This window comes from Micromonospora lupini (assembly GCF_026342015.1).
GTDB classification, from domain to species: Bacteria; Actinomycetota; Actinomycetes; order Mycobacteriales; family Micromonosporaceae; genus Micromonospora; species Micromonospora lupini_B.
Genome location: NZ_JAPENL010000001.1, coordinates 1,002,964 through 1,021,902, shown reverse-complemented (window position 1 = coordinate 1,021,902; position 18,939 = coordinate 1,002,964). Strand labels below are relative to the sequence as shown.

The window sequence follows — 18,939 nt, the reverse complement described above, 5'->3', positions numbered from 1 at the left end:
GGACCTCCGTACCGCCCTTCCTCGATGCCGGACACGGAACGACCCGGGCCGGCGCCTTGTCGCCGTGCCCGGGTCCGTGGTGAGCGGTCAGTCCTGGTCGCCCTCGTAGGTGTGGAAGTCGTCGACGAAGCGGCGCCGCAGCGGAGGCACCCGGCTTGTCACTCCGAAGTAGCCGCGCGCGCCGAGCAGGGCGAGCCGGCCCACCACCGGCCGGTACATCCGGTCGTCGCCGCTGGTGCCGCTGCGGTTGAGCGACTCGGCGACCCGTGCGAAGCCGTACGGCACCATGGCGGCTTCGTAGTCAGCCACCGCCTGCACCAGGGTCTTGTCTCCGGCGGCGGCCCGGGTGAGGTGCTCGCAGAGCAGGCGGGCGTCGCGCAGCGCGGTGTTCGCGCCCACCCCGCGCCCCGGGGTCATGGTGTGGATGGCGTCGCCGAGCAGGGTGACGGTACTGCTCTTCCAGGGCGGCGTCGGCTCGGACGTGCTCACCTTGATCGGCAGGGCGCTGCCCGGATCGCTCATCCGTAACAGTTCCCGCAGGTGCGGATGCCAGTTGGGGGTGAGGTCCAGGGCGACGCGTATCAGGTCCTCTCCTCGGCGTTGCAGCACGTCGGTCGGGAAACGGCGGGCCGTGCTCCAGATGATGAGGTTGATGTAGTCGGCGCTGGTGTCCACCGACAGGCCGGGCCAGCCGCGCAGGAGGGCGGCGTCGTCGTCGCTGACCCCCGGCTTGATCGCCCGGTCGGCGTTCCACTTGAACTCCATGACGTGCAGCACGCCCATGGTGCCGCCGGCGCCGAAGATCAGCGAGATGCCCTTGCGGACCCGTTCGGGCACGAGGTCGCGGGTCTGCGCGGTCAGCGGAATGCGGGTGGCGATGTTGATGGTGCCGGCGTCGCGGGTGACCGCGTGTGGCAGGTACTGGCGGCGTACCGCCGAGTGGGTGCCGTCCGCCGCCACCAGCAGGTCGCCGGTGGCGCTGGTCCCGTCGGCGAAGTGCGCGGTGACCGCGCCGTCGTCGTGCTGCTCGTACCGGACGAAGGTCTTGTCGAAGCGCACCACGTCGCCCAGGTCGGTCAGCAGCACCTGGCGCAGCACCATCCGGGCCACCGAGTGTTCGGTGTGCACCGGGTCGGTGGTCGGCCGCAGCTCGAACGAGGCGGTCTGGCGCAGCCGTTGGGTGACGACGTTGAAGTAGCTCGGCGGTCGGGCGCAGGTGGCCAGGAACGTGGCGAACAGCTTCGGCGGCAGACAGTCGCGTAGCGCCCGGCTACCGGTGGGGCCGATGCCCACCCGGTAACCGAGCAGCCCTTCGGCGCTGTGGTGGTGGCGTTCGTAGACGGTGACGCTGATCCCGGCGCGACGCAGCCCGTGCGCGAGGCACAGTCCGCCGGTGCCGGCGCCGATGATCAGGACGTGCGGCGGGGCGGTGGACACGTCAGCCGGCCGGGTGGGGCGCTGCCGCGTCGGCCGCGTCCCAGCGGTAGAAGCAGTCGGCGATGGCGTCGCGGGGGGATCGCCAGGTCGGCAGGTACGGCGAGGTGTGGGCGGCGAGCCGCTCGTTCACCTGCTGGAAGAGTGGGTGGTTGCGGGCGGCGGCGAGCGCGCCCGGGTTGACGTCCGAGGTCTCGATGAGATGCACGTACACGTCGTGCAGGCAGTACAGGGACCGGTGCGTGACGCCTGTGAGACCGGGCAGTTCGGTGGCGTCGGACTCGGCGAAGATCTGGGCGACCCGCTCCTCCGCGCCCGGGATGATCCGGCTGACGATCAGTAGTCGACTCATGGGAACCCTTCCGCCGGTGGCCGATCCCGACCCGGAGGCCGGTGGTCACGTGCTCGTTGCGCACACCGTGCCGCAGGGTGTGTCACGTCACCGTCACGTGTTCCGTCCGGCCGGTGACGGTCGGGCGGCGGCCTGCTGGCCGGGGGTGGCGGCGCGGGTGGCCGCCCGGATCGGGGCGAGCGTGTCGTCGAGCAGGGCGCTCATCGCCGGGCTGGGCTCCAGGCGTAGCTCCCGGCGTAACAGATCCCGGTAGACGTAGAAGGCGTGGACGGCCTCGAAGGCGTTGCCCTCGGCGAGGTGGATGCGTACCACCAGCCGGTGCGGCGTCTCGCGCAGCGGCTCGGCGGCCATCGCCTCCAACGCGGCTTCGAGGGCCTCGCCGTGCCGCCCCGCCGCGAGGTGCTGTGCGGCCACCTGCTCCAGCATGTGCAGGCGCAACTGTCGCAGCCGTTCCCGGTCCAGCAGCACCCAGTCGTCGTACCAGCCGGGGAGCAGGTCGTGCCGGCCGGCGGCGAGCGCCCCGGCGGTGGTGCGCGGGTCGTCGCCGTTGCGGACGCGGGCGGCCGTCTGCACGAGGTCGTCCACGTCGAGCCGCACCGCCGGGTCCAGTCGGACCGTGTCGCCGGCCACGACCATCGGGCAGCACGGGTCCTGCCGCAGCCGCCACAGCGCGGTGCGCAGCGACGACAGCGCCCGCTCCTCCGACACGTCGGGCCAGAGCAGCCCGGCCAGTTGGCTGCGGGTGGCGCCGGGACGCAGCCCGATCAGCGCGATCACCCGTTGCAGCCCGCGCGGCACCACGATGTGCGCGGTGGCGTCCAGGAGCCGGAAGCCGCCGAGCAGGTGCAGTGCGAGGTCGGCCTCGCCGGGACCTGTGGCGGTCGGCACGGACGGCTCAGCGGCCACGGCGGCACCCCCTGCGGAACGCTCGTCCCGACTGTCTGCTGTGTCCCGGATCGGCTGCCGTGTCGACCCCGACGATGGCATGCGACCACGGCTGTGAAGGCGCGGCACCGCCCGTCTGAGCGGCCGGGCTGTCCACCGTGAAGATTATCAATAATGGTCACGTTGAGTCAACGGCGGCGTTGGCAGGCTGTCGGGGCGGCCAACCATGAGATCGGTTCTGAAGTGCTGAAACGTCATTCTCGCCGATCGCGCCGTGCACATGAGACGCATAGCTGATGCACAGGTTGCGTCAACGCAGCGTCACCGTGCAGCGTCGCCTGTCGGCCTGCCGCGGTGACGCCGCCGTGACGACTACTGCCGCATCGTGGCCGCAGTCGTCCAGCGCGTCCGGAGGTTCACCGGCCGGCCCGGACGCCGTGGGGGGAGGCCCAGCCATGGACCGATCGCTTATCGTCGCGAAGGTCGTACCGACCGCCGAGGAACAGGTGGCCGACATCTTCGCCGAGTCGGACGCGACCGAGCTGCCGCGTCTGGTCGGCGTCCGGCACCGCTCGCTGTACCGACTGCACGACCTCTACGTGCACCTGCTCGACACCGAGCAGCCGGCCCAGGAGGCGGTGGAGGCCGCCCGTGGTCACCCCGAGTTCGTCCGGGTCAGCGACCGGCTGCGGCCGTACGTCTCGCCGTACCTGCCGACCTGGCGCTCGCCCCGCGACGCGATGGCGCACTGCTTCTACCGGTTCGACGCCCCGGACGCCGGGAGGCGCTCGTGACCGCCGCCGCCGGGCCCGCGGAGCAGCTCTGGTCCCGCTGCGCCGGCTGTGCGAGCCTGCTCTATCGCAAGCGGCTGCACCGCAACCTGGACGTCTGCCCGGAGTGTGGGGAACACACCCGGCTCGGTGCCCCGGAACGACTGCGGCAGCTCGTGGACCCGGGCTCCCTGCGCCTCCTGCCCGACCAGTTGCCCGAGGCCGACCCGCTCGACTTCGTCGACGTCCTGCCCTACCCGCACCGGCTCAGCGCCGCGCGGATCAGCACGGGCCTGGCCGAGGCGGTCCTCTGCGCCACCGCCACCATCGGCGGACAGCCGGCCGCCCTGGCCGTGATGGACTTCCGCTTCCTCGGCGGCAGCCTCGGCTGCGCGGTGGGTGAGCTGATCACCCGCACCGCCGAGCGGGCGCTTGACGACCGTGTGCCGCTCATCCTCGTCACCGCGTCCGGTGGGGCACGGATGCAGGAGGGCGCCCTGTCGCTGATGCAGATGGCAACCGTCAGCCAGGCCATCGCCGCGCTGCGCGAGGCGGGTCTGCTCACCGTCAGCGTGCTCACCGACCCGACCTACGGCGGGGTGGCGGCGTCGTTCGCGACCAACACCGACCTGGTGCTCGCCGAGAGTGGCGCCCGGATGGGGTTCGCCGGGCCACGGGTGATCCGCCAGGTCACCGGCCGGGCGTTGCCGGAGGGCTTCCAGACCGCCGACTTCCTGCTGCGCCACGGTCAGGTGGACATGGTGGTGCAGCGCCGATCACTGCGGGGTCGACTGGCCGCGCTGCTCGCGGCGGCCCGCACCGGCCGTCCGGCGCGTCCGCCCGTACCCCGTCAGGAGCCGGCGCCACACCACGAGCGCCTGGCGACCCCGACCGTCCCGCCGGCGGTGGCCGACGGCCACCGCGCGGTCGGGGAGCGGCCGGCCGACGACCAGACCCCTGCGGTACGCGACGCGTGGGACACCGTGCGCACGGCCCGCCACCCGGGCCGACCGACCACACTTGACTACCTCGACTCGGTGTTCGACGGGTTTCTCGAGCTGCACGGCGACCGGCTCGGTGGGGACTGTCCCGCCATCGTCGGCGGTGTCGCGCGGCTGGCCGGCCGGCACGTCATGGTCATCGGTCACCAGAAGGGGCACACCACAGCCGACCTGGTCGCCCGCAACTTCGGGATGGCCAGTCCCGCCGGGCACCGCAAGGCGCTGCGACTGATGCGTCTCGCCGCCCGCCTCGGCCTGCCGGTGGTCACCCTCGTCGACACCCCCGGCGCCGACCCGGGTGTCAGCGCCGAGGAGCAGGGCCAGGCGGCCGCCATCGCCGAGAACATCCTCACCCTCACCGTGCTGCCCACCCCCGTCCTCGCGGTGATCACCGGTGAGGGCGGCAGTGGTGGCGCGCTGGCCCTCGCCGTCGCCGACCGGGTGCTGATGCTCCAACACGCCGTCTATTCGGTGATCAGCCCGGAGGGCTGCGCCGCCATCCTCTGGCCGGACCGCTCCGCCGCGCCGCAGGCCGCCCGCGCGCTGAGGCTGACCGCACCCGACCTGTGTCGCCTCGGCGTCGTCGACGAGATCGTCCCCGAACCGGCGACGGCCGCGCACGAAGACCCCGCGGAGACCGCCCGACGGCTGCGCGCCGCGTTGCTGGCGAACCTGCTGCCGCTGCTGGACGTGCCGCCCGCGATGCTTGTGCGCCTGCGCCGGCAGCGGTTCCGCCGGTTCGGCGCCACCCGCGCCGGCGTCCGGGCGGGCGCCCGATGACCGCCGCCCCCACCGTGTCCACCATGGACGGCCAGAACGGCCGACCCGACGGTGACGCCCGGCTCGACGGTGACGGCCGACCTGCGGCGCAGACCGCCGTGGCGGCCGACGGTCGAGACGACGTCCGCCCGGACGGGCGCCACCCGGCGGACGGGCACGGGGAGACCGACGCCGACGGCGAGGAGGTGCTCGTCGGACTGCGTCGGCAGGCGCGGCACCTGCTCGCCGAACTCCCCGGGCCGGTGCGCCGGATCCGGCTCTGCAGCGGGACGACCGTGCTGGAGGTCCAGTGGCATCCGGACGAGGCGGCCGGGCGGTCACCCGTACCGCCGACCCCGCCGCCGGCCGGTGCCACCCCGCCGGCCGGCGCGGCCGTGCCCGGCCCGCCCATCGCGCTGATCCGGCCGCCGGTCCCCGGACGCGCCACGGTCCGGGCACCCATCGTCGGCACGTTCTACCGCGCTCCGGAGCCCGGCGCCGGGCCGTTCGTCGCGGTGGGCGACCTGGTCCGCCCCGGCCAGCCGGTCGCGATCGTCGAGGCGATGAAGCTGATGAACGAGGTGACCGCCGACCGGGCCGGGCGGGTGGTCGCGATCCTCGTCGGGGACGGCCAGCCGGTGGAGTACGACCAGCCACTGGTCGAGCTGGATCCGGCCTGACGGCGGGGATGGGTGAGCAATGTTCGAGACCGTGCTGATCGCCAACCGGGGTGAGATCGCGCTGCGCGTGCTGCGGGCCTGCAAGGAGCTTGGCGTGCGGACGGCGGTGGTCTACTCCGCCGCGGACGCGGACTCCGCGGCCGTGCGCCTCGCCGACCAGGCCGTCCGGATCGGGCCGGCGTCGAGCCGGCGCAGCTACCTCAACGCCGCCGCGATCGTGGAGGCGGCCCGGCAGGTGGGCGCGCAGGCCGTGCATCCCGGGTACGGGTTCCTCTCCGAGGACGCCGATTTCGCCGAGATCTGCGCCGACAACGGACTGACGTTCATCGGCCCGCCACCGGCGGTGATGGCGGCGCTGGCGGACAAGTCCTCGGCGCGGGCCCTGATGAGCCGGGCCGGGCTGCCGTTGCCGGCGGGCAGCGTCGCGCCTGTGGCGACCGCCGCCGCGGCGGCCGAGGTCGCCGACGCCGTCGGCTACCCGGTGATCGTGAAGGCCGCCGCCGGGGGCGGTGGCCGGGGGATGACTGTGGTGCGCCACCCGGCCGAGCTGGCCCGGGCGTACGCGCGGACGCGGGCCGCCGCGCAGGCCGCCTTCGGCGACGACCGGGTGTACGTCGAGCGGTACCTCACCGAGGCCCGGCACGTCGAGGTGCAGGTGCTCTGCGACTCCCACGGCAACGGCGTGCATCTGGGCACCCGGGACTGCTCGGTGCAGCGCCGGCACCAGAAACTCGTCGAGGAGGCGCCCGCTCCCGCGCTGTCCGCCGCCACGCTCGACGGCATCGCCGAGACCGCCCTACGGGGTGCTCTGGAGGTCGGCTTCGTCGGCGCGGGCACGCTTGAGTTCCTTGTGGACGCCGAGGAACGCTTCCACTTCCTGGAGATCAACTGTCGGATCCAGGTGGAACACCCCGTCACCGAGATGGTCACCGGAATCGACCTGGTGCACGAGCAACTGCACATCGCGGCCGGAGTGCCGCTGCGGTGGCGGCAGGAGGAGATCCGGCTGCACGGCGTCGCCGTGGAGTGCCGCGTCAACACCGAGGACCCGGAGCGTGACTTCGCGCCCACGCCCGGCCGCCTGGAGCGGTTCACCCCGCCCGGCGGCCCGTTCACCCGCGTGGACACCCACGCCAGCGCCGGCTACCTGGTCGGCCCCTGGTACGACTCCCTGCTGGCCAAGGTGATCGTCTGGGCGCCGGACCGGGAGTTGGCGCTCAACCGGCTGGAGCGTGCCCTGGAGGAGTTCGACATCGCCGGGCCGGGTGTGCACACCACGATCCCGTTCGTCCGGCGGGTACTCGACGACGCGGCGTTCCGCAAGGGCCGCTACACGACCGGTCTGGTCGACCGCCTGCTCGCCCCGCCGTCGCCACTGCCGTCGACGGCGCCGTCGCCACTGCCGTCGCCGACGCCCGCGCAGCGGTCGACGACCACCCCCACACCCCGCGCCGCGCCCGCCGCGGAGCCCGACGTATCCAACCGGAGGACCCGATGACCGTCACCCATGGTCGCCCGATGACCGCCGAGATCACTGACATCCTGGTGGCACACTGCGGGCTGGACGCCGACGCCGCGGCGCGAGCGCCCGCCGCGTCGCTCGAGGAGCTGGGCATGGACTCGCTCGCCCTGCTCGAACTCTCCGCCGTCGTCGCCGACCGGTGGCAGGTGAGCATCCCCGAGCAGGCCGGGCAGCTGAGCATCCCGGCGGTGGCCGACCTGGTCGCCCGCCGCACCGACCCGCCCGGGCACACCGAGAACTCCGTGGTCATCGACGCACCGCTCGCGCTGGTCTGGGACGTCACCAACGACGTGACGAACTGGACCGAGCTGTTCACCGAGTACGCCGTGGTGGAGATCCTGCACCGCGACGGGCACACCGTGCGGTTCCGGCTCACCATGTACCCCGACGAGAACGGCGTGGCGTGGAGCTGGGTCAGTGAACGCACCGCCGACCCGGTCAGCCGGCAGGTGCGGGCGCACCGCGTGGAGACCGGGCCGTTCGAGTACATGCGGATCCACTGGCGCTACGCCGAGGAGGCCGACGGCACCCGGATGGCCTGGACGCAGGACTTCGCGATGAAGCCGACCGCGCCTGTCGACAACGCCGCGATGACCGAGCGGATCAACACCAACAGCGTCATCCAACTCGCGGTGATCAAGGACCGGGTGGAGCGGATCGCCCGGCAGCGCGAGGAGCAGGACCGCCTGGATGCCGGCGCGCAGGACCGCGCTGTGGCCGGCGATGCGCAGGACCGCGCTGTGGCCGGCGATGCGCAGGACCGCGCTGTGGCCGGCGATGCGTCGACGGGGGCCGGCGATGAGTGACCTGGGCACCCGGCCGATCGCCGCGGCGGACGTACCTGCCGACCGGAGGCGCGGCGGCGAGTTGCGGGTGCTGCTCGGGCCCCGCACCGTCGGCAGCACCTCCGGCTTCCTCGGGGTGGCCACCCTCGCGCCGGGCGAGCGGATCGCCGAGCACTACCACCCGTACAGCGAGGAGTTTCTGTACCTGACGCGCGGAGCGATAACCGTCGACCTGGACGACCAGCCGCAGGCGCTGTCCGCAGGCGAGGCGCTGTTCGTACCGGTCAACGTGCGGCACCGGCTGCGCAACACCGGAACCGAGCCGGCCGAGGTGGTCTTCCACCTGGGTCCGCTGGCCCCGCGCCCGGAGCTGGGACACGTCGACACGGAGCTTGTCGAGCAACGGGGTGGGTCGTGAGCGCGAGGAGTGAGCCGGGTCTGCGAGCCCCGCAGTCGCGAACGGAGGTGGCGCGATGACCGGGCGACGCACGGTGGTGACAGGCATCGGGGTGGTCGCGCCTGGCGGGGCCAGCCGGGACCGCTTCTGGAAGACCATCACCGAGGGACGAACTGCCACCCGACGGATCAGCTTCTTCGACCCGTCGCCGTTCCGCTCGCAGATCGCCGCCGAGTGCGACTTCGACCCGATCGCCGCCGGGCTCACCGACGCCGAGCGCCGCCGCGCCGACCGGTACGTGCAGTTCGCGCTCGCCTGCTCCACCGAGGCGATTGCCGACGCCGGCCTGGTGCTCGGCGACGCCGAGCGGGACCGCGCCGGGGTGGTGCTCGGCACCGCCGTGGGCGGCACGATGGCACTGGAACAGGAGTACGTGCGGGTCAGCGACAACGGCCGGCGGTGGCTGGTCGACGCGGCGCTCGGCGGCCCGTACCTGTACCAGGCGCTGGTGCCCAGCAGCCTGGCCGCCGACGTGGCGTGCCGGCACGGGCTGCACGGCCCGGCGCTTGTGGTCTCCACCGGCTGCACGTCGGGCATCGACGCCATCGGGTACGCCCACCAGCTCATCGTGGACGGCGAGGCGGACATCGTGCTGGCCGGCGCGGCCGACTCGCCGATCTCACCGGTCACCGTCGCCTCGTTCGACGCGATCAAGGCGACCAGCCCCGACAACGACGATCCCGCGCACGCCTCCCGTCCCTTCGACGCCGACCGGCACGGGTTCGTGCTTGCCGAGGGCGCGGCGGTGCTGGTGTTGGAGGAGGCCGAGCACGCCCGGCGGCGCGGCGCCCACGTCTACTGCGAGGTCGCCGGGTACGCCAGCCGCAGCAACGGCTACCACATGACGGGGCTGCGCCCGGACGGGCTGGAGATGGGCCTCGCCGTCACCGACGCGCTGCGGCAGGGCCGCGTCGCCCCCGAGCAGGTCTCCTACATCAGCGCCCACGGCTCGGGCACCCGGCAGAACGACAGGCACGAGACGGCCGCGTTCAAACGGGCGCTGGGCCAGGCCGCGTACCGGGTGCCGATCAGCTCGATCAAGTCGATGGTGGGGCACTCGCTCGGGGCGATCGGGTCGATCGAGATGGCGGCCTGCGCCCTCGCGATCGAGTTCGGCGTGGTGCCGCCCACTGCCAACTGGAGCACCCGCGACCCGGAGTGCGACCTGGACTACGTGCCCAACGAGGCGCGGGAGGTGCCCGTCAACGTGGCCCTGTCGGTGGGCAGCGGGTTCGGCGGCTTCCAGTCGGCGATGGTGTTCCGCCGGCTGCCCCCGACGGTGGCGGCGTGAGCGGCCCCCGGGCGGTCGTCACCGGCATCGGTGTGGTCGCGCCCAGCGGCGTGGGCGTGGACGCGCACTGGCGTACCGTGCTGGCCGGCACCCGGCGCACCGGGCCGATCACCCTTTTCGACCCGTCCGGCTACCCGACCCGCTTCGGCGGCGAGGTCCCCGACTTCACCGCCGGCTCGTACGCCGACAGCCGGCAACTGGTGCAGACCGACAGGTGGACGCACCTCGGCTTCGCCGCCACCCGGCTGGCGCTCACCGACGCCGGCCTGCCCGAGCGGGCGCCCGACCCGTACGGCTACGCCATGACCCTGGCCAGCTCGTCCGGGGGCAACCTGTTCGGCCAGCGGGAGCTGCAACGGCTGTGGAGCGGGACGTCGCGGACCGTCGGGGCGTACCAGTCGATCGCCTGGTTCTACGCGGCAAGCGTCGGACAGCTGTCCATCCACCACCAGTTCAAGGGACCGAGCGGGGTGCTTGTCGCGGAGACGGCCGGCGGGCTGGACAGCCTCGCGCACGCCGCCCGCGCGGTACGCCGGGGCACGCCCGTGGTGATCGCCGGGGCGACCGAGTGTCCGCTGAGCCCGTACGCCCTGGCCTGTCAACTGCGCTCCGGTCTGCTCAGCGACGTCGCCGACCCGGAGCGCGCGTACCGGCCGTTCGACGCGTCGGCAAGCGGCTACCTGCCGGCCGAGGGGGGAGCGGTGTTCGTGGTGGAGGAGCTGGGGCACGCCCTGGCGCGGGGCGCCCGGATCTACGGCGAGGTGAGCGGCTGGGGCGCCACCCACGACGCCGCGCACACCACTGCCGACAGCGCCGGCGACCCGGCCCAGTACGCCCGCGCGATGCGACTGGCCCTGGACCGGGCGGGCGTCGCGGCGGCCGGAATCGACGTGGTGCTGCCGGACGCTCTCGGTGTGCCCCGCTACGACCGCAGCGAGGCCGAGGCGCTGCGCGCCGTGTTCGCCGACCGGCCGCCGCCGGTGACCACCCAGAAGCCGCTGACCGGCCGGGCGCACCAGGGCGGCTCGGCGTTGGACGTGGCCACCGCCCTGCTCGCGTTCGCGCACGACACGCTGCCCGCGTCCGCCGGCCCGGACCGGGTGGCCGACGGGTGCGAGCTGGACTTTCTGCGGGAGCACCGTCGGCCGCGCAGCCGGCTCGCGCTGGTCTGCGCGCGGGGCTTCGACGGGTTCAACAGCGCGCTGGTCCTGCGGGGGGCCGCGCCGACGAGGGGAGAGACGCCATGAGCGAGCAGCGGGCCCGAGTGGTCTTCCTGGTGCGGGTGCCGGCGCCGCGCACCGAGCGGTTCCTCGCCGCGTACGAGGAGGTGCGGCATCTCGTCGCCGACGGCGTGCCGGGTCACCTGGTCGACCAGGTCTGCCGCTCGTCGACCGACCCGGAACAGTGGCTGATCACCAGCGAGTGGGCGAGCCTGGCCGACTTCGAGAACTGGGAGCGCACCCCCGAGCACCGGGACCTGGTGCGTCCGATGCGGGAGTGCTTCACCGACGCCCGTTCGCTGCGGTTCCACATCCACGCGCAGACGCCGGCGCTGGCCTGACCGCCCGCGCTGATCATGGTTGTCGGTCCGAGTCGTCCCGGACGCGGCGGTAACGCTCGTAGATCACCCGGGAGTCGAACGTCCTCGTCTCGATCAGGTCCAGCCGTACGTCCTCGGTGACGGGTGGCAGGTAGGGCGTGCCGCCACCGACGACGACCGGATGGCGGAACATGCGCAGCTCGTCGACGAGGCCCAGCTCGAACGCCGCCGAGGCCAGGCCGGGGCCGCCGATCTCGACGTCCCGGTCGGTCGCGCCCAGTGTCGCGGCGACCTCCTCGGCCACCGACGCCTCGGCGAGCCGGGCGTTGCCCTGCACCGTGTCGAGCGTACGGCTGAAGACGACCTTCGGGAGAGCGGACCAGACGTCGGCGAACGCGGCCTTCAGGTCGGTGTCGCGCATCGACGGATCTGTCTCCCACACCAGCATGTCCTCGTAGAGCCGACGGCCCAACAGATAGCCGCCGAGCCCGCGTACCCGTTCGAGGTGGAAGCCGAACAGCTCCTCGCTGGGAGCCCCCCACCCGAACTCGCCGTGCCGGTCGGCGACGTAGCCGTCCACCGAGACGCTCATCGCGTAGATCAACATGGCTACACACCCATCGTGTCGGAGTTGACGCCGGCCAGGGCCTCAGCCAGCACCAGGGGGTTGAGGTAGTCGCGGTACGAGACGACCAGGCCGTCTCTGATCCGAAAAACGGCAATGATTGTCTGGTGCAGGGGACTTCGGCAGCAAGGACCTGCTCTTCGCCCGGGCCGTCGAGGTGCCCGCCGACGAGGTGCCCACCGGCGCCGCAGGCGAGGTGGCCGAGGCGCTGCTCACGTCGCTGGGCCGGCGCCTGACCGGTGAGCCGGTGGCCTCCCTGGCGGTGCTGCGCTCCATGCTCACGAACGCCGACGCCGCCGACCGCTACCGGGCCGCCGGGGAACCCCGGCTCAACCAGATCACCGAGGCGATTCCGGCACCCGACGCCAACCTGCGCGCCAGCCTCCTCAGCGCCATCATCCACGGCGTTCTTGCCGAGCGGTACCTGCTGCGCCTCACGCACCTCGCGGACGCCTCACCCGAGCAGATCATCGACCTGCTGCGCCCATGCTTCCAGAGCCTGACCGCGCCTGCGCCGGCATCGGTGGAGCCCCGGAGCGCGTAGGTCCTGGACCGATGAAGGTGCTGATCTCGGTGGACCTGGAAGGCATCTCGGGGATCGTCCACTCCGCCGAGACGAATCCCGATCGGTACGGCTGCGAGCGCGGCGCGGGAGCGGCGGCCCGTCCATGATCGACTCGGATTCCCGCAGACTGCGGTATCCGATCGCGTCGGACACCCCGGATTCCGTGAAGCCGAGTCGATCTTGAGCGAGCCGCCGGGTCGCCGGGCGTGTGGGCCGCCGGGTCACCGGGTCGGCGGGCCGCCTGGGCGTGGTCGGCGGCGGTATGTGGCAATCGGTCCGGGCGCTGTTTTGATCTAGCCATTTGCATCTAGCGATGCTCCGCGCGGCTGTCGTAGGGTTCCGTCAGCACCCCGAAAGATGTTCACAAACGGGGATTATGCCCTAATTTGTGCTGCGGGTTGAACGGCGAGGGCGATGGATCAATCGACAGGAAACCTTACGGCTGAAAACCCCGGATGGGTGGACGACGTCCTGTTCTCCGGCCGTCCGACAGATGTTTGTCTCCGCCTTCCGGAACCGATCGACCGGGTCACCCTGCACCGGCTGGTGACCGCCGCGCAGGACCGCCTCACCGCTGCCGGCCTACGACCCGGTGGCGCCGCCGCGCTGCGGCTGCCGCCCTCGCTGGCGTACGTGGTGAACCTGCTGGCCACCTGGCGGACAGGCGGGCAGGCGATCCTGCTCGACCACCGGCTGACCGACCACGAGGTGGACCGGGCGCTGACCCGGCTCACCCCGCAGGTGGTGATCGCGCCGCTGCGGACCTCCGGCGGCGCGCTGAAGGTCTTCGTCGACGTCACCGAGAGCGTCACCCGCTACGCCGACCGCCAGGCGGTCAGCGGACACGCCGTGATCCAACTCAGCTCCGGCTCCACCGGACCGTCCAAGGTGATCGGCCGTACCGCCGCCGACCTGGTCGCCGAGGTGGGCCGCTACACCCGCATCGACGGCGTGGCGCTGCCCGGCGAGCGCATCATCCTGCTGCCCTCCATGGTGCACGTGCTCGGGCTCGTCGGCGGCCTGCTCTACGGGCTGCACGCCGGGGTCGAGCTGGTGCCGCCGCAGCGGCTCAGCGGCGACGCCGTGCTCGCCGCGATCACCGCCGACCCGACGCCGGCCACCGTGCTCGGCGTGCCGTTCCACATCGGTCTGCTCGCCTCCACGCGACCGTCCGGCCCCCTGCCGCAACTGCGGCGGATGACCACAGGCGGCGAGCTGGTGCCGGCCGCGGTGGCCCAGGCGTTCACCGACCGGTACGGGGTGCCCCTGGGCAACATGTACGGGATGACCGAGGTCGGGGTGATCGGCACCGACCTGCACGGATCCCACCGGCCGTCGATCGCCCCGGCGCCCGGCATCGAGGTCCGCGCGTCCGGCGGTGAGCTGTGGGTGTCCTGCCCGGCGTCGCCGTACGTCGGACTGAGTGATCCGACCCGCTGGGCCGACGGCTGGCTGCACACCCGCGACGCCGGCACCGTCGACGCCGACTCGGGCCTGGTCACCGTGCGCGGCCGGCTCGACTCGCAGGTCTCGGTGGGCGGGATGAAGGTGGACCTCACCGAGGTGGAGGCCACCGTCGCCGAGCTGCCCGGCGTGGCCGCCGCCGTCGTGGTGTGGGACGACGGCATCACCGCGTACGTCCAGCCGGACGGCCCGCTGTCGGAGGAGATGCTGGACAAGCTCCTCGCCGAGCGGTTGGCCGGCTACAAGCGACCCCGGGTGCTGCGCCTGCTCGACCAGTTGCCCCGCACCACCACTGGCAAGCTGGTCCGCTCGACCGACGCGCTGCGCTCGGCGGCGACGCCGTGAGCGGCCCGCTGCACGACCTCGACGTCGACCTCGTCCTCGTCCTCCGCCCGCACGGCGACCGCCAGGACGAGACCGCCACCCAGCTCCGGATGACCGACCCGCAGGGGCTCACCGCCGGGCACCGGGCGCAGCGGCAGCCCGGGCCCGACCGGCGGAGGCATCTCCCGGAGCAGCCCGCCGCCGCGCAGCCCCAGGCCGAGCGTCTTGCCGACCGCCTCCTTGGCGGTCCACAACCGCAGGAAGTCCGCCGCCCGGCCGGCCTCGGGTCGACAGGCCAGCCAGGCCACCTCGGCCGGCGCGAACCAGCGGCGGGCCAGCGCGAGCGCGGGCAGCGGACGGACCTCCTCCACGTCGACGCCGACCGGCCCGGCCGCGCGGGCGGCGACCACCACGATCCGACCGGCACGGCTGACGCTGACCGGCAGCTCGACGGGCCCGGCGTTCGCCGGCCCGGCGACACGTACGACCGGGTTGCCGGCGGGGCCGTGTGCCAGCACCACCTCCGCCTCGGCGCTACCGAGCAGCGCCGCGCCCGCCCGCCGCAGCAACCGCAGGGCGGGGCCCGGCCGACCGCCGGTGTCCCGACCGACCCACACGTACGCGGTGTCCCGATCGGACGCCGTCAGTTGGCCCACGCAGAGAGGGTATCCATGAGAGCCGAGGTCCGTGCCTTCGTCGTCGAGCAGCTCGCCGACATGAACTACGACGTCGAGGGGCTCGACGACGACACCACGCTCGGCCCGTCCGGCGTCGACCTGGAATCGCTTGCCCTGGCCGACCTGTCCGTCCGCGTCGAGGACCGCTACGGCCTGACGTTCGCCGACGACGAGTCGGAGAAGCTGGCCCTGATGACGGTCGGCGAGTTCACCACAATGGTCGCCGACCGCGTCGCCGAGGCGACGAGCGACAACTCCTGATGCCCGGTCAGCCCGACCTGGGGCGAGCTGACCTGCTGACCATGCTCGCCGAACTCACCGCGAAACCCGCCGCCGAGGTCCCCGACCGGATCGGCTCGATGGAACTCGCCTGGCTCGTGCACCTCATCGAGCAGCGCTACGAACGTCGGCTCGACCTCACCGACGACGACCTGGCCGGCATCCGTACCGTCGACGACGCCCTGGTGGTCTTCCGGGCGTCGCTTGCCGCTTCCGCAGATGGCTGAGCCGCCCGTCGCCCAGCTCACCGGTGTGCACGCGGTAAGCGCCCTGGGTCGCGGCGCGGACGCGCAGCTCGCCGGCGTCCTGGCCGGTGCGCCGGCGTTCGGCCCGGTACGCCGCTTCGACACCACCGCCCGCCGGGTCGCCGTGGCCGCCACCCTGCCCGACGTCGGCACGCTCGCCGAGGAACTGGCCGCCGCGATCGACGCGGCCTGCGCGGCGGCCGGCCTGGACGGCGTACGCCGGGCGGGGTGCGCGTTGCTGCTCGCCGTGCACGGAGGCCCGGTGCCGGGCGCGGGGCCCGCCCCGGCGGCGCTCGCCGGCCAGCTCGCGCTGCGCGCCGGACTGTCCGGTCCGACCCGTGTCTACACGAGCGCCTGCGTGTCGGCGAGCACGGCGGTGGCCGACGCCGCCTCCCTCATCGCCCGGGGTGACCTGGACCGGGCGGTGGTGGCCGCCGGTTATCTGGTGGAGCCGGACCAGTTCGCGCTCTTCGACGCCGGCAGGGCCCTCGCCGACGACGGGGCGGTACGCCCGTTCAGCGCGGGTCGGCGCGGGTTGCTGCTCGGCGACGGCGTGGCCGCCGTGGTGCTCGAGTCCAGCCTGGTGGCTCGTCGACATGGCGGTGACCCGGTGGCCACAGTTGTCGGTTGGGGGCGGGCCGGTGACGCGTTCCACCCCTGCCAGCCTGACCCGTCCGGCACCGGGCTGGCGCAGGCGGTGCGTGCCGCGCTGCGCCGGGCCGGACTGCCGCCGCAGGCAGTCGGCTACGTCAACGCCAACGCCACAGGCACCGCGCAGAGCGACGCCGCCGAGGCGGCGGCGCTGCGCCAGGCCCTCGACGGGTACGCCACTCAGGTGCCGGTCAGCTCCACGAAGGCGCTGCACGGGCACGCGTTGGAGGCGTCCGGGCTGCTCGAACTGGTGGTCACCGCGCTGGCGCTGCGCCAGGGCGAACTGCCCGTCAACGCCGGCTGGCGGGCGCCGGACGAGGCGTGCCCCCTGGACGTCATCACCGACCGTCCGCGCCGGACGACCGCAACCCACGCCCTGACCCTCAACGCCGCCTTCGGTGGCGCCAACACCGCCCTCCTGGTCGGCGCCCCGTGACCACCCCGCGAACGCGCACCGTCGGTCCGGACGGATCCGACCAGGAACGCGAGACGACTACACAGACCGCGCGACCGCAGCGGGTCAGCGTGCGGGAGCTTGCGCGGGCCCGCTGGCCCGAGGACGGGGACGGGGACGCGCCGGGGGTCCCGGGTTTCGTGTACTCGGGGTTCGCTCCGGTGGTGGTGGCGGTGGCCGAACGGTGTCTGCGGCGGCGTTACGGGACGGGTCCGGTGCCCGCCGGGACGCGGACGGCGATCGTGCTTGTCAGCGCCAGCGGCGACCGGGCGAGCGCCGAGCACGTGCGGGCCACTGTCGAGGCCGGCGGGCGGGTTGGCCCGCTGTTCTTCTACCAGTCCGTGCCCAACAGCGTCGCCGGGCACATCGCCGCCCGCTGGGGGCTGCGCGGCCCGGTGGTCTGCCTCAGCCCGACCGGCGACCCGTACGCCGACGGCACCGCCGAGGCGACCCTGCTGCACGACGACGGCGACGCCGACGAGGTGTTGCTGGTCCTGATCGAACAGGCGCCCGACACGCCCACCGAGGCGGTCGCGGTGCTGCTGGGGGGAGGAGCACGACCATGAGGACGAGGGGACTGCGCGGCGTGTTGGCCGCCGACACCGAGTTGGGCGCGGGCAACATGCTGGCCCGGGTGCTGGCGCACGGCGCCGATCCGGACGGCCCCGGCCTGACCTTCGACACCGCCGTCGACGGGCACCCGGCCGAGGCGCCGCTCACGCTGGGCCAGCTCGACGAGCGGGTCGCGGCCCGCGTCGCCTGGCTGCACGAGCGTGGGGTACGCCCCCGCGACCCGGTCGCCGTCTGGGCGACCGCAGCCGCCGACATGGTGCTGAGCTTCCTGGCGCTGGCCCGGCTCGGGGCGATCCCGGCGCTGATGAACGGCAAGCTCCGTCCGGAGATCGCCGCCGAGTACATCCGCCGGCTGCGGGGCGTCGGTGTGCTCGCCGACGACGCGCACACCGCGCTGCTTTCCGGGCACGACCTGGGCGTACCGCTGCTGGGCACGCCCGCGCAGGCCGGCACGGGCGACCCGGCGCAGGCCCCGGCGCACTACCGGCACCACAGCGACGACCCGATCGTGATCACCCACACCTCCGGGACGACAGGGGTGCCCAAGGCGGTGCTGCACTCGCACGCCAGTCTCTTCGCCGCCACCCGGCACCTGCTCACCATGCCGCAGGCGCAGGGCACCCGCCGGATCCTCAACGCGCTGCCCGCGCCGCACACCGCCACCGTGCTGATGGTCAACCAGGCGCTGGGCAACCGCGCGGAGATGTTCCTCCTGTCCGAGCAGGGCGGCGAGCGGGTGCTCGACGCCATCCAACGCTGGCGTCCCGACGGGGTGTTCGGTTTCTCGGTCACCTGGGCCGAGCTGGCCCGCTTCGACCTGTCCGGGTACGACCTGGACTCGGTGCGGTTGTGGTTCAACACCGGCGACTGTTCGCACGAGCCGCACATCCGCCGGCTCGTCGCGGTCGGCTGCCGGGACACCGTCACCCGCGACGGGGTGGCCCGGGTGCCCGGCTCGGTCTTCATCGACGGGCTGGGATCCAGCGAGATGGGGCACTCCATGTTCCACATCACCCACCGCGCCGACACCGACAGGTACGGCCGCTGCATCGGCCGGCCGTACGAGTTCGCCCGGGTGGCGGTGCTCGACGCCGAGGGCGAGCCGGTGCCGGTCGGCGAGGTGGGTTTCCTGGGCGTCGACTCGCCGTCGCTGTTCCGGGGCTACTGGAACGACGCGGTGACCACCTACCGGTTCCGCCAACGCGGCTGGTACCTCACCGGCGACCTGGTCCGCGCCGACGCCGACGGCCGCTACTACCACCTGGACCGGGCTGTCGACTCGGTCGACGCCGGAGACGGCAGGCGGTTCTTCACCGCCCTGTCCGAGGAACAGATCCTCGCCACCTGCCCGGACGTCACCGACTGCACTGTGGTGATCGTCGCCGAGGCCGGCGGCGTGGTCACCGACGTGCTGCTGGAGCTGGCCGCCGGGGCCGACGAGACCGAGGACCGCACCGAACGGGTCCGCGCCGCGCTCGGCCCCGACGTCGGCGCCACGCTGCGCCGGGTGGTGCCGGTGCGCTCCGACGACATACCGGTCACCGTGACCGGCAAGGTCCGCAAGGTGGCCCTGCGCGAGCGCTACCTGAGCGAGGCGTCGTCGTGA

General features: G+C 73.4%; 21 protein-coding genes and 1 pseudogene. 17 read left to right on the top strand and 5 right to left on the bottom strand.

The features are described 5' to 3' along the window. Window positions 1-87: 87 nt before the first annotated feature. The 3 genes from OOJ91_RS04760 to OOJ91_RS04750 all read right to left on the bottom strand — a co-directional run bounded on the left by OOJ91_RS04760 (window position 88) and on the right by OOJ91_RS04750 (window position 2,692). Window positions 88-1,437 (bottom strand): FAD-dependent oxidoreductase, encoded by a 1,350-nt coding sequence (locus OOJ91_RS04760; protein ID WP_266242905.1) that lies wholly within the window; start codon window positions 1,435-1,437, stop codon window positions 88-90. Between the two features lies 1 nt (window position 1,438). Then, window positions 1,439-1,786 carry a TcmI family type II polyketide cyclase gene (locus tag OOJ91_RS04755; protein WP_266242903.1) on the bottom strand — a complete coding sequence of 116 codons (348 nt, stop codon included), beginning with the start codon at window positions 1,784-1,786 and terminating at the stop codon, window positions 1,439-1,441. Between the two features lie 93 nt (window positions 1,787-1,879). Then, a complete protein-coding gene (locus OOJ91_RS04750) occupies window positions 1,880-2,692 on the bottom strand; it encodes an AfsR/SARP family transcriptional regulator (RefSeq protein WP_266242902.1) in 813 nt (270 codons plus the stop codon). A gap of 434 nt (window positions 2,693-3,126) precedes the next feature. Between OOJ91_RS04750 and OOJ91_RS04745 the strand changes: the two genes are divergently transcribed. From OOJ91_RS04745 to OOJ91_RS04705, 9 genes and pseudogenes are all read left to right on the top strand, one after another. Continuing rightward, entirely contained in the window at window positions 3,127-3,465 is a 339-nt protein-coding gene (locus OOJ91_RS04745) for a TcmI family type II polyketide cyclase (RefSeq protein WP_266242900.1), read from the top strand. Further along, on the top strand, window positions 3,462-5,222 hold the full coding sequence (locus OOJ91_RS04740) for an acetyl-CoA carboxylase carboxyltransferase subunit alpha (protein WP_266242898.1): 1,761 nt from the start codon (window positions 3,462-3,464) through the stop codon (window positions 5,220-5,222). Before OOJ91_RS04745 ends, OOJ91_RS04740 begins: the two co-directional genes overlap by 4 nt. Window positions 5,223-5,245: 23 nt before the next feature. Further along, window positions 5,246-5,881, top strand: a complete 636-nt coding sequence (locus OOJ91_RS04735; protein ID WP_266242895.1) for an acetyl-CoA carboxylase biotin carboxyl carrier protein — start codon at window positions 5,246-5,248, stop codon at window positions 5,879-5,881. Window positions 5,882-5,900: 19 nt separating this feature from the next. Then, window positions 5,901-7,379 carry an acetyl-CoA carboxylase biotin carboxylase subunit gene (locus OOJ91_RS04730; protein ID WP_266242893.1) on the top strand — a complete coding sequence of 493 codons (1,479 nt, stop codon included), beginning with the start codon at window positions 5,901-5,903 and terminating at the stop codon, window positions 7,377-7,379. Beyond that, window positions 7,376-8,071: pseudogene (locus OOJ91_RS04725) on the top strand (SRPBCC family protein); the annotation flags it as partial. The gene OOJ91_RS04730 and the pseudogene OOJ91_RS04725, both read left to right, overlap by 4 nt. Window positions 8,072-8,201: 130 nt before the next feature. After that, window positions 8,202-8,606, top strand: a complete 405-nt coding sequence (locus tag OOJ91_RS04720) for a cupin domain-containing protein (protein WP_266242891.1) — start codon at window positions 8,202-8,204, stop codon at window positions 8,604-8,606. A 55-nt stretch (window positions 8,607-8,661) separates the two neighbouring features. Continuing rightward, window positions 8,662-9,936: a beta-ketoacyl-[acyl-carrier-protein] synthase family protein gene (locus OOJ91_RS04715; RefSeq protein WP_266242888.1), complete on the top strand. Its 1,275-nt coding sequence runs from the start codon at window positions 8,662-8,664 to the stop codon at window positions 9,934-9,936. Next, the gene (locus OOJ91_RS04710; RefSeq protein ID WP_266242885.1) at window positions 9,933-11,183 is read left to right on the top strand and encodes a beta-ketoacyl synthase N-terminal-like domain-containing protein; all 1,251 of its coding nucleotides are present in this window, start codon (window positions 9,933-9,935) and stop codon (window positions 11,181-11,183) included. The genes OOJ91_RS04715 and OOJ91_RS04710 overlap by 4 nt, the downstream gene beginning before the upstream one ends. Next, window positions 11,180-11,497, top strand: coding sequence for an antibiotic biosynthesis monooxygenase family protein (locus OOJ91_RS04705; RefSeq protein WP_007460635.1), 318 nt, complete (start codon window positions 11,180-11,182; stop codon window positions 11,495-11,497). Before OOJ91_RS04710 ends, OOJ91_RS04705 begins: the two co-directional genes overlap by 4 nt. A gap of 13 nt (window positions 11,498-11,510) precedes the next feature. Here the strand turns inward: OOJ91_RS04705 and OOJ91_RS04700 are convergent, their stop codons facing one another. Continuing rightward, window positions 11,511-12,083: a dihydrofolate reductase family protein gene (locus OOJ91_RS04700; protein WP_266242881.1), complete on the bottom strand. Its 573-nt coding sequence runs from the start codon at window positions 12,081-12,083 to the stop codon at window positions 11,511-11,513. Between the two features lie 118 nt (window positions 12,084-12,201). On the opposite strand from OOJ91_RS04700, the gene OOJ91_RS04695 reads away from it, so the two are divergent. The 3 genes from OOJ91_RS04695 (at window position 12,202) to OOJ91_RS04685 (ending at window position 14,475) form a co-directional block, all read left to right on the top strand. Then, on the top strand, window positions 12,202-12,645 hold the full coding sequence (locus tag OOJ91_RS04695) for a TetR/AcrR family transcriptional regulator (protein ID WP_266242878.1): 444 nt from the start codon (window positions 12,202-12,204) through the stop codon (window positions 12,643-12,645). A gap of 11 nt (window positions 12,646-12,656) precedes the next feature. Beyond that, window positions 12,657-12,773 carry a M55 family metallopeptidase gene (locus OOJ91_RS04690; protein WP_266242876.1) on the top strand — a complete coding sequence of 39 codons (117 nt, stop codon included), beginning with the start codon at window positions 12,657-12,659 and terminating at the stop codon, window positions 12,771-12,773. Window positions 12,774-13,080: 307 nt separating this feature from the next. Next, complete coding sequence (locus OOJ91_RS04685) at window positions 13,081-14,475, top strand: class I adenylate-forming enzyme family protein (RefSeq protein WP_266242874.1); 1,395 nt, start codon at window positions 13,081-13,083, stop codon at window positions 14,473-14,475. On the opposite strand, the gene OOJ91_RS04680 is transcribed toward OOJ91_RS04685, so the two are convergent. Beyond that, window positions 14,370-15,110 carry a 4'-phosphopantetheinyl transferase family protein gene (locus OOJ91_RS04680; protein WP_266242871.1) on the bottom strand — a complete coding sequence of 247 codons (741 nt, stop codon included), beginning with the start codon at window positions 15,108-15,110 and terminating at the stop codon, window positions 14,370-14,372. The genes OOJ91_RS04685 and OOJ91_RS04680 overlap by 106 nt on opposite strands. Before the next feature lie 15 nt (window positions 15,111-15,125). Here OOJ91_RS04680 and OOJ91_RS04675 point away from each other — a divergent pair, with 15 nt between their 5' ends. The 5 genes from OOJ91_RS04675 to OOJ91_RS04655 all read left to right on the top strand — a co-directional run bounded on the left by OOJ91_RS04675 (window position 15,126) and on the right by OOJ91_RS04655 (window position 18,939). Next, a complete protein-coding gene (locus tag OOJ91_RS04675; RefSeq protein WP_266242869.1) occupies window positions 15,126-15,392 on the top strand; it encodes an acyl carrier protein in 267 nt (88 codons plus the stop codon). Beyond that, on the top strand, window positions 15,392-15,637 hold the full coding sequence (locus OOJ91_RS04670) for an acyl carrier protein (RefSeq protein WP_266242866.1): 246 nt from the start codon (window positions 15,392-15,394) through the stop codon (window positions 15,635-15,637). The genes OOJ91_RS04675 and OOJ91_RS04670 overlap by 1 nt, the downstream gene beginning before the upstream one ends. Continuing rightward, the gene (locus OOJ91_RS04665; protein WP_266242864.1) at window positions 15,630-16,742 is read left to right on the top strand and encodes a beta-ketoacyl-[acyl-carrier-protein] synthase family protein; all 1,113 of its coding nucleotides are present in this window, start codon (window positions 15,630-15,632) and stop codon (window positions 16,740-16,742) included. The genes OOJ91_RS04670 and OOJ91_RS04665 overlap by 8 nt, the downstream gene beginning before the upstream one ends. A gap of 89 nt (window positions 16,743-16,831) precedes the next feature. After that, window positions 16,832-17,326 (top strand): beta-ketoacyl synthase chain length factor, encoded by a 495-nt coding sequence (locus OOJ91_RS04660; protein WP_266245264.1) that lies wholly within the window; start codon window positions 16,832-16,834, stop codon window positions 17,324-17,326. Further along, window positions 17,323-18,939 (top strand): class I adenylate-forming enzyme family protein, encoded by a 1,617-nt coding sequence (locus OOJ91_RS04655; protein ID WP_266242861.1) that lies wholly within the window; start codon window positions 17,323-17,325, stop codon window positions 18,937-18,939. The genes OOJ91_RS04660 and OOJ91_RS04655 overlap by 4 nt, the downstream gene beginning before the upstream one ends.

What these genes read in the sequence shown, in the direction of transcription:
- OOJ91_RS04700 (WP_266242881.1), bottom strand. Translation starts at nt 12,083, where the DNA reads ATGTTGATCTACGCGATGAGCGTCTCGGTGGACGGCTACGTCGCCGAC.
- OOJ91_RS04735 (WP_266242895.1), top strand. Translation starts at nt 5,246, where the DNA reads ATGGACGGCCAGAACGGCCGACCCGACGGTGACGCCCGGCTCGACGGT.
- OOJ91_RS04690 (WP_266242876.1), top strand. Translation starts at nt 12,657, where the DNA reads ATGAAGGTGCTGATCTCGGTGGACCTGGAAGGCATCTCGGGGATCGTC.
- OOJ91_RS04720 (WP_266242891.1), top strand. Translation starts at nt 8,202, where the DNA reads ATGAGTGACCTGGGCACCCGGCCGATCGCCGCGGCGGACGTACCTGCC.
- OOJ91_RS04755 (WP_266242903.1), bottom strand. Translation starts at nt 1,786, where the DNA reads ATGAGTCGACTACTGATCGTCAGCCGGATCATCCCGGGCGCGGAGGAG.
- OOJ91_RS04655 (WP_266242861.1), top strand. Translation starts at nt 17,323, where the DNA reads ATGAGGACGAGGGGACTGCGCGGCGTGTTGGCCGCCGACACCGAGTTG.
- OOJ91_RS04730 (WP_266242893.1), top strand. Translation starts at nt 5,901, where the DNA reads ATGTTCGAGACCGTGCTGATCGCCAACCGGGGTGAGATCGCGCTGCGC.
- OOJ91_RS04715 (WP_266242888.1), top strand. Translation starts at nt 8,662, where the DNA reads ATGACCGGGCGACGCACGGTGGTGACAGGCATCGGGGTGGTCGCGCCT.
- OOJ91_RS04665 (WP_266242864.1), top strand. Translation starts at nt 15,630, where the DNA reads ATGGCTGAGCCGCCCGTCGCCCAGCTCACCGGTGTGCACGCGGTAAGC.
- OOJ91_RS04705 (WP_007460635.1), top strand. Translation starts at nt 11,180, where the DNA reads ATGAGCGAGCAGCGGGCCCGAGTGGTCTTCCTGGTGCGGGTGCCGGCG.
- OOJ91_RS04670 (WP_266242866.1), top strand. Translation starts at nt 15,392, where the DNA reads ATGCCCGGTCAGCCCGACCTGGGGCGAGCTGACCTGCTGACCATGCTC.
- OOJ91_RS04675 (WP_266242869.1), top strand. Translation starts at nt 15,126, where the DNA reads ATGAGAGCCGAGGTCCGTGCCTTCGTCGTCGAGCAGCTCGCCGACATG.
- OOJ91_RS04685 (WP_266242874.1), top strand. Translation starts at nt 13,081, where the DNA reads ATGGATCAATCGACAGGAAACCTTACGGCTGAAAACCCCGGATGGGTG.
- OOJ91_RS04745 (WP_266242900.1), top strand. Translation starts at nt 3,127, where the DNA reads ATGGACCGATCGCTTATCGTCGCGAAGGTCGTACCGACCGCCGAGGAA.